Source organism: Serratia sp. J2 (genome assembly GCF_046269175.1).
Lineage (GTDB): Bacteria > Pseudomonadota > Gammaproteobacteria > Enterobacterales > Enterobacteriaceae > Chania > Chania fonticola_C.
In genome coordinates, this window is the sequence record NZ_JBKABN010000056.1 from 1 (window position 1) to 7,865 (window position 7,865).

8 protein-coding genes and 3 pseudogenes are annotated in these 7,865 nt (G+C 47.9%); 6 read left to right on the plus strand and 5 right to left on the minus strand.

Annotation, left to right across the window (positions count from 1 at the left end; genetic code table 11):
• The first annotated feature begins 403 nt into the window (after positions 1 to 403).
• The 6 genes and pseudogenes from ACKWMY_RS27420 (at position 404) to ACKWMY_RS27445 (ending at position 3,571) form a co-directional block, all read left to right on the plus strand.
• Positions 404 to 757 carry a hypothetical protein gene (locus tag ACKWMY_RS27420; RefSeq protein WP_409487443.1) on the plus strand — a complete coding sequence of 118 codons (354 nt, stop codon included), beginning with the start codon at positions 404 to 406 and terminating at the stop codon, positions 755 to 757.
• A gap of 11 nt (positions 758 to 768) precedes the next feature.
• Positions 769 to 1,164: a hypothetical protein gene (locus ACKWMY_RS27425; protein ID WP_409487444.1), complete on the plus strand. Its 396-nt coding sequence runs from the start codon at positions 769 to 771 to the stop codon at positions 1,162 to 1,164.
• 100 nt (positions 1,165 to 1,264) lie between these two features.
• Positions 1,265 to 1,501 (plus strand): annotated as a pseudogene (locus tag ACKWMY_RS27430) (IS6 family transposase); the annotation flags it as partial.
• 93 nt (positions 1,502 to 1,594) lie between these two features.
• A pseudogene (locus ACKWMY_RS27435) lies at positions 1,595 to 2,290 on the plus strand (IS6 family transposase).
• Between the two features lie 51 nt (positions 2,291 to 2,341).
• A pseudogene (locus tag ACKWMY_RS27440) lies at positions 2,342 to 2,632 on the plus strand (efflux RND transporter permease subunit); the annotation flags it as partial.
• Positions 2,633 to 2,992: 360 nt separating this feature from the next.
• Positions 2,993 to 3,571: a cytochrome b/b6 domain-containing protein gene (locus ACKWMY_RS27445; RefSeq protein WP_409487445.1), complete on the plus strand. Its 579-nt coding sequence runs from the start codon at positions 2,993 to 2,995 to the stop codon at positions 3,569 to 3,571.
• A gap of 324 nt (positions 3,572 to 3,895) precedes the next feature.
• Here the strand turns inward: ACKWMY_RS27445 and ACKWMY_RS27450 are convergent, their stop codons facing one another.
• The 5 genes from ACKWMY_RS27450 to ACKWMY_RS27470 form a co-directional block, all read right to left on the minus strand.
• Positions 3,896 to 4,351, minus strand: a complete 456-nt coding sequence (locus ACKWMY_RS27450) for a hypothetical protein (protein ID WP_409487446.1) — start codon at positions 4,349 to 4,351, stop codon at positions 3,896 to 3,898.
• Entirely contained in the window at positions 4,344 to 5,705 is a 1,362-nt protein-coding gene (locus ACKWMY_RS27455; RefSeq protein ID WP_409487447.1) for a sensor histidine kinase, read from the minus strand. Before ACKWMY_RS27455 ends, ACKWMY_RS27450 begins: the two co-directional genes overlap by 8 nt.
• Positions 5,681 to 6,349, minus strand: a complete 669-nt coding sequence (locus ACKWMY_RS27460) for a response regulator (RefSeq protein ID WP_409487448.1) — start codon at positions 6,347 to 6,349, stop codon at positions 5,681 to 5,683. The genes ACKWMY_RS27455 and ACKWMY_RS27460 overlap by 25 nt, the downstream gene beginning before the upstream one ends.
• 279 nt (positions 6,350 to 6,628) lie before the next feature.
• Positions 6,629 to 7,399, minus strand: a complete 771-nt coding sequence (locus tag ACKWMY_RS27465) for a hypothetical protein (protein WP_409487449.1) — start codon at positions 7,397 to 7,399, stop codon at positions 6,629 to 6,631.
• Positions 7,400 to 7,601: 202 nt separating this feature from the next.
• Positions 7,602 to 7,865, minus strand: a 264-nt coding sequence (locus ACKWMY_RS27470) for a transposase (RefSeq protein WP_409487450.1), incomplete at its 5' end; no start/stop codon positions are given.

Consider the following 7,865-nt stretch of genomic DNA (forward strand, 5'->3'; position numbering starts at 1 on the left):
CGCGCTACGGTTCATGGTCAGGGATCCTCAAAAAACGTGATCCAGATTCCTAACCATCAAGGGAAATCATTAGAAAATTTAAGCTATTGATATAAAGATAGATAATATCTGTATCAGTGAGAGGAAGCGATTAGCTTGGATGCAACGAGCGAAAGATTGATGCATCCCCTAGACAGAAGTGACTAACGTGACAAAATTTTGGCGGGTTCCCGCTTACAACCCCATTAAAGCTTAAACCCCTTCCCCCCGTAAAACTTCCGGTTATGGTTTTTTTGGATCTCAGGGTGTTAGTCGCCAGCAACCGTCTTACAATGACTGCTATATGCAATCCATATAGCAAACAGCATGCAATTACTATATACTTTCAATATAGTCATAAAAAAGTAAGAAAGAGAGGTTAATCATGACGACCATTACTGAAACTCACGTAGCCGCGACAGCTAAACGCCGTCCACGCGTCGATAAAAGCAAAGTGGAAACCGGCGCACAAACTACTCCGAAGAAATTTCTTTTCCAGTTGCGTGCACGTGACAACGAGTACGGAGTCAGTGAAGCGACGTTTACCCGTCTGATGGAAGAGCTGGCTCTTAACCAGACTGAGCTCGTCCATAAAGCGTTACGCTATCTGGCGCACGATGTTCTGCCAGCCTATGAACTTGATAATGGCCCACTGACAGATGCCCAGCATACTGCCATTACTAAAATCTCAGGTATGGAAATCTCAAAAGAAGATCTGGATTCTCCATTATTCAAATAAGCAGGAAGCGCATGGCCACTGACTTTAAACCATTACCACAGCCCGGAGACATACTCTGGTGTAAGTTTCCTCATAGCGAGGACTTAGGCAACCCAGGGCCATACCCGCGCCCCGGGCTTATACTGAACGTGTTTACCGATATTCACGCGGTGCTGATTACCTATGGAACGTCACAGATCGGCAAGGTCTACGATGGGGAGTTTGTCATTGATGAACAACTTGATACCGCGGGGCTTGATGTTCCGACAAAGTTCGACTTGAATCGACTTCAAAAACTCCCCTTCAATGACGTATGGTTTGACGCATCACCGGGTGTAACAGTCAAGATCCCATTACCAAAAATGGGTGTCATACCACCAACGTTTATGCCTGTTATGCGCAACGCGTGGGCAAAGCGCCTGAAATAATACAAAACCTGTTTCGGCAGGTTTCAACTCGGTCTCCAGAGTTATGTCGCATTAAGGCGGCGTCAGGTAATGTACTTTTTTTTTAAGATGTTACCTGCTCATGCCTCTGATCCGAAAAGCCTTTAAACGTTTACATTACCCTGTCGATATTATCGCGCAATGTGTTCGCTGGTATCTGGCTTACTCCCTGAGCCTGCGTAATCTGGAGGAAATGATGGCTGAGCGCGGTATTGTCGTTGACCATTCCACGCTCCATCGCTGGGTTATCCGTCTGGTACCGTTGCTGGATAAGGCTTTCCGTCGGCATAAACGCGCCGTGGGGTGCCGCTGGCGAATGACCCTACCCCAAAATCCTGGGGGCAGGTAAAACGGTTCTGTCGCATTAAGGCGCAGTTCGGTAACATGCTATTTTTTGTGATGTTACCTGCCCATGTCTCTTATCCGAAACGCTTTCAGTCGCCTGCATTATCCCGTCGATATTATTGCTCAGTGTGTCCGTTGGTATTTGGCTTACTCACTGAGTTTACGCAACCTGGAAGAGATAATGGCAGAGCGCGGTATTGTCATTGACCATTCCACGCTCCATCGTTGGGTTATCCGTCTGGTTCCCTTTCTGGATAAGGCCTTTCGCCGACACAAGCGCACAGTAGGTCGGCGGTGGCGAATGGATGAAACCTACATCAGAGTCAAAGGCCAGTAGAAATATTTGTACCGGGCAGTTGATACCGACGGCCAGACCATCGACTTCCTACTGACCGCCAAACGAGATGCTGCTGCGGCATTACGCTTCTTTCGCAAGGCCATTCGACACCACGGCGACCCTGAGATAGTGACCATTGATAAAAGTGGTGCCAACACGGCAGCGCTGACTACACTCAACGCCGACAAACCAGAAGAAGAAACCATTGCTGTCAGGCAGAACAAGTATCTGAATAATATGGTTGAACAAGATCACCGCAACATCAAAAGCCGCATACGCCCAATGCTGGGATTCAAATCCTTTCGACGGGCCCAGACGATCCTGGCCGGCATAGAACTGCTCAACATGATACGAAAAGGACAATATCAACAACCGAATAGAGAGGGATTGTCACCCGCGGAGCAATTCTACTTGCTGGCTGCCTAAATAACATACAACGCAACTTTGGCCAACCTCATATCACTAATGCGACAGAGCCGTTTAAGTGGCATGCTGATCCGTAACGCTATTGTATTGGTTGAAGAGATCAGTTTGCAACGCCAGGAAAAGCCGATGCTGGATGCCATTATCGATGCATCGACCTCGTGTTTACGCCCGATCCTGCTGACCGCCTTTACCACCGTGCTCGGCTTGGCCCCACTACTTAGTGATGCTTTTTTCCAAAGCATGCCGGTAGTCATCATGTTCGGGCTAGGTTTTGCGACGGTACTGACGCTACTGATTTTACCGGTAACATACAGTTGTATGAACTCTGACAGAAGAAAATGACGGTAGAGGAATTATCCTGCCATGGCAAGCCGCGCGTTACTGGAATTAACGGCTGCCCGTGATCTGCAAAGCAAACATCACGGGTCAGTTCCCTCCATTTCAATTCTGCCCCAAGAGGTATGAGCATTGTGATTGAGGGTATATTTTCCCTCGCCTGCGACGGGGGGTAGAGTATAATGCCTGCTTGCAACAGCCCTACTTTGATTTACTCTTTTATACTTTATCCGTTAGTGCTGTTGCAAACGGACGGAATTTTACCCCTGATGCTTTAAGATGACGAGCGTCAGGAAATCATCCTTTGCCTGGTGGGTACACTGTCCAGACGGAAAATTAACCCATCTTTTTCTAATATGAGGATCCATGACTATATTCACTACTTTTTGGGCGTATCTGGCAGAGACTCAGTCCAAGCCTCTGCGCGTCTTGCATCTGACCATCGCTTTGTTTGTCATTGTCCAAATTGTGAATAGCAACGGGGTTCAGTTGGATGCTCTCGCACAAGCGAATGCTTCAGGAATGAGCCTTTTTTTCACCTGGATGCATATTGTTATTGGTATTACTCTTTTTTTACTCTCACTCTCTTTGACCGTTTACTGTCTGGTTAGACGTGGCATTAAATACTTTTATCCTTATTTATGGGGGGACTTCAGCCAGATAAGGCAGGACCTGAAACAGATGATGAACTTGGGTTTACCCACTGCCTCACCAAAAGGGCTGGCGGCGTGTGTTCAGGGGTTGGGATTGGGGGCTTTGTTGTTGGTCGTCTTATCCGGTCTGTCCTGGTTTATTCTTTTCCGTATGGATGTCCCTTGGGCGACAGAGGTGCTCGGTTTGCATAAAACCTTGACGGCACTGATTGAAGTGTACATTTTCGCACACGGTGGAATGGGGATACTGCATCTTATCCTGAGCCACTATATGAAAAAAAGGGCTCGTTAAGCAGCGTGTATGCCCCAAAAAGGGACAGGCCATCGTTTTTTGCCTACCTGGTTTTCCTGCGTTTCCTCGTCATCCATTTACCTGGAAGTCGACACCGACGTTCTGGTGAACCCCGATTTCGGATGACGACGCCATTAGGCCAAATCCATTGCCAGCGTTGCCGCAGTATAATCGACAGACGGTTATACTGCGGGCAATTTATTGCCTCATCAAGCGACACAGCAATGCGGCAATAAAGCCAACGATGATTAGCCCCAATATCTCCATAGGGAAATAAATCCCCATATAAACCTTTCCCCAGACGATGCCAAGACCGAGCAAGAGTCATAGGCTCCCTTGAAAGCGAACACCAACCTGCAATAGCAAACTGATCACGACAGCAGAAATAAGCGATATGTGATAGGGAAAAGAAACGTCCGCAACATGGGTGATAAAAGTATGCCCTACGGGGACCATGAATGGGCGTGGATATCGCCAAAAAAGACTGATACACAGATTCAAACCGATCACCAGTACGCCAGAAAACGCTGCAGCTAACACAGTTTTCTTGATGTCTTTTTTGGCAAAAAACCAGTTCAGCAGCAGGATGCACGGTACCACGATAATCACATCACGGGCAAAAAAGTGCCCTAGCATCAGCATCGACAAACTGGGGTGTGCCAGGGTATTAATCAGATTGAACAAAGACAGATTGATGGTTTCTATAACGTGCTGTGGCCATATATTCATGGCTATCATTTTTTTTGCAACATCCTTTATAGACTCACCCAAATCAATCATGGGGGACTCTGTGAGGGAGAAGTAACCTGACTTGCAGTCCAGTGGGATAGTTCGCCGCATTATGCAACGTAACCTCGCCCCCCATCCGTGAGACGATGGCCTTGACAATCGACAGTCCCAGCCCAGATCCTGACTGTCCACTCCCCTCTATCCGATAGAACGCATCAAATACGCGAGTTCGCTTATCCTCCGCTATTCCTGGACCATTATCCTCAACCTCAATAATGACCTGTTCCTTAGTACCGTAAAGGCGAAGGTCAATACATCCCCCTTTTGGGGTGTAACGAATGGCATTCTCGACCAGGTTTTTCACAACGGTGAAAAGAGCTATTTCATCGGTGTAAAGGGTGATATCCCCAGTATCAACAACCCCTAAATCAATATTCTTCTCCAATGCCAACGGCAAAAGACCTTCTATGACCTGTCGATAGACGGATTGTATTGAGGTTGGAGACTGGGGTGTCTTCATGGTGATTTGTTGCTGGGCTCGCGCTAATGACAAGAGTTGCTCAAGCAGGTTTTTTGCCCGATTAATCCCCTGTCGAAGCGTATCAAGGCGTTCATGTGCCTCCTTGGACATGGCCGACTGGTTGAGGCGTTCAGCCTGCAATGAAAGTGCGGTCAATGGCGATCGTAGTTCATGGGCCGCATCTGCGACAAATCGTCGCTGGTTTTCCATGGCACTGCCGACTTTACCCAATAGCCGATTAATCCCCATAACAAAAGGGCGAACTTCATGCGGAATGTCCTCTGAAGCCAAAGGGGTGAGATCTTGTTCATCACGTTGGTAAACGTCATTGGCCAGTCGTGTAACCGGTCGGAAAACCTTTCGGATCAGATCGGCCACAATCAGGAGGAGAACAGGCAGTAAAATCATGAAAGGCATCAAGGTACGCCAGGCACTGTCAAGGGCCACCTCATCCCGCATCGCGGTTTTTTGCCCTATGGCAACCTGTAAATTCGGCGATAATGCGGTCACTAAAACCCGATAGTTACCATGGCCTGAGGAAATGGTCTGAAACCCCTCGGACAAGGGAAGTTGCAACTGAAAGTACGTGAGAGAGCGAGATGACTGAGCCGTGTTCCCTACGATAAATTGAACGATAACATTGTCATCCTCTTCATCCTCCGGGCTTTGACTCACATAACTGCTGTTTGCGATGGGGAACTGTGCCTTTTTTAATACCCCTGCAATTTGAGTTAATGTGGCGTCCTGCAACTCATGAGCTTCGTCAAGAACTGAGAAAAAAGTAAATCCGCCTGATATCAGGGCGACAACAGCAATGGCTGAACATAAAACAATCGACAGGCGAAGTTGAATCGAACTTTTTACCCGTTCTTTGATACCATCCATCCGACCCCCCTCACATTCCTGATGGCATCATTGCCAAGTTTTTTACGCAACGCGTGAATTAAAAACTCAACGGCATTGCTTTCAACCTCGTCTCCCCAGCCATATATCCGCTCTTCCAAGTCGCTGCGAGACAGAATACTCCCCGGCCTGAGCATCAGTGCCTGAAGTAACGCAAACTCCCGGTTTGAAAGTCGGAACGTTGTCTGACTCTCGACAAGGCAGACTTCATGTGAAGCAGGATCTAACGCCAAGGCACCATTGCTCAACACCGGGGTTCCACCCCCTCCTTTTCGACGTAACACCGCCCGGATGCGGGCTAACAGCTCACTCATGTCAAAAGGCTTGAGCACGTAGTCATCGGCTCCACCATCGAGCCCTTTCAGTCGGTCTTCAAGAGCATCTCGGGCGGTAAGGATCAAAACCGGTGTTGCAAGCCCTTTCTTGCGTATGCCTGATAACACCGCGAGACCATCCTTACCGGGTAAACCTAGATCCAGAAGCACGACATCGTAGTGTTGACAGGCTGCGCTGGACAGGGCATCGTTACCATTGATAACCCAATCCACCGCGTAAGCTGCATCTTTTAAGGCGCTTTGAACGATCTCACCGATCATCGCATCATCTTCTACCAGAAGTATCCGCATCAATTCTCTCGCTATAATGAACGACGATGACAGTCCCCCCAAATACGACGCGTTCAAAACAGACCTGTAATCTGGCCATACTGTGGATGGGCTTTGCCTGCAATCATGGGTTTCATACAGTATACCAAGCCATGTCCTGTATTCCGAAGCGTCCCGTTTCCCTCTCAACATCCCTTAGTCCGACGTCCTGATATGCCGATGACCGTGGAAAATACTGCCAGTAAGATCCCCCCATTTTAGTAGAAAGCTCGCTTCTTCAGAAGCTTGAAACCTGATAACTCATTGCGTCACTTTCTTCTCTGTCATGGTGAGATACCCGACCAATCCGACAATGGTAATCAGGAACAGACTGCTGGTCAGTGTTGTTCCCAACCCCAGTCCCCCGTTTGCTATTGGTTGCGAAAGGAGATCACCACACGATGCTCCCAAAGGACGTGTCAGAATATAGGCTATCCAGAAACACAGCACCGCGTCGATTTTGAATCGAAAATGTGCCACAGCAGTCATTGCAATCAGCGCACCGAAAAGTATAGCGGCATTGACGTAACCGAGTTGTAACCCCTCAGCGACCCAGTCACCCGCTGCCGTGCCTAACGCAAAAGTAAAGAGGATAGCTATCCAGTAAAAAAGCTCACGTTTGACAGAGTCTATCGCGTGAATGGACAATGTTTTCTCTTTTGTATACCAGATGCCAAACGTGGTCAGCAGTAATCCTGCAAACATCATGGTAGAGACAGCCAGAGGAACGCCAAAGTGGTCCGTTAAATTATCGGTCAGCAGGGTACCGAATACGCTGATGAGCACAACCGATATCCAGTACAAAGATGGCACATAATGTTTGGTTCTTATTTGGAAGAATAATGCGAGCGCCAGCAGTGCCGCCATCACAACCGAGGTGTGTGTCAAACCGAAATGCAGGTTAACATTAAGAAAATCGGCTGCGGTTTCCCCTACTGTAGTAGACATCATTTTGATAAGCCAAAAGAAGATGGTGACCTCTGGTACCTTGTTCACCCAATTACTCGTCTGTTTCTCTATGGAATATGCCATGATAAACCCGTCATAGTGTGGCTGCATTTGCTCAGTATTTCACGGCTTCCTTAGCGCTGACTTAGCGGTACTAAACCCTGTTTAGCGAAAGGCGCGTTTTGAGCTAAGATAGGTATAGGGGCATGGCTCGGTTTTTGCATTATTCAATCTGGAAGACGGTTTCGAGGAGTACTTGGGGTATTAAACACGGCTTTATACCCGATTAACTTGAAGATGCTTGCTTCAGCACCTGAAAATTATCATTAAGCCGGGATGATAAAGAACCCGCCATCTCAGGTAGCGTTGCCGTAAAAAAGTTAAAGATAGCCGCGCGAAAATCTCGCTTGTTGGCAAAATAACGGTTATTCCTTGCACACTCGTGCATCAACTTCCATAACCGTTCGATGGGGTTCAGGTTGGGACTGTAAGGGGGCAAGTAGTGCAACGTGATATTGCAGATAAATGCCCAGTCTTTGACCAGATTTGC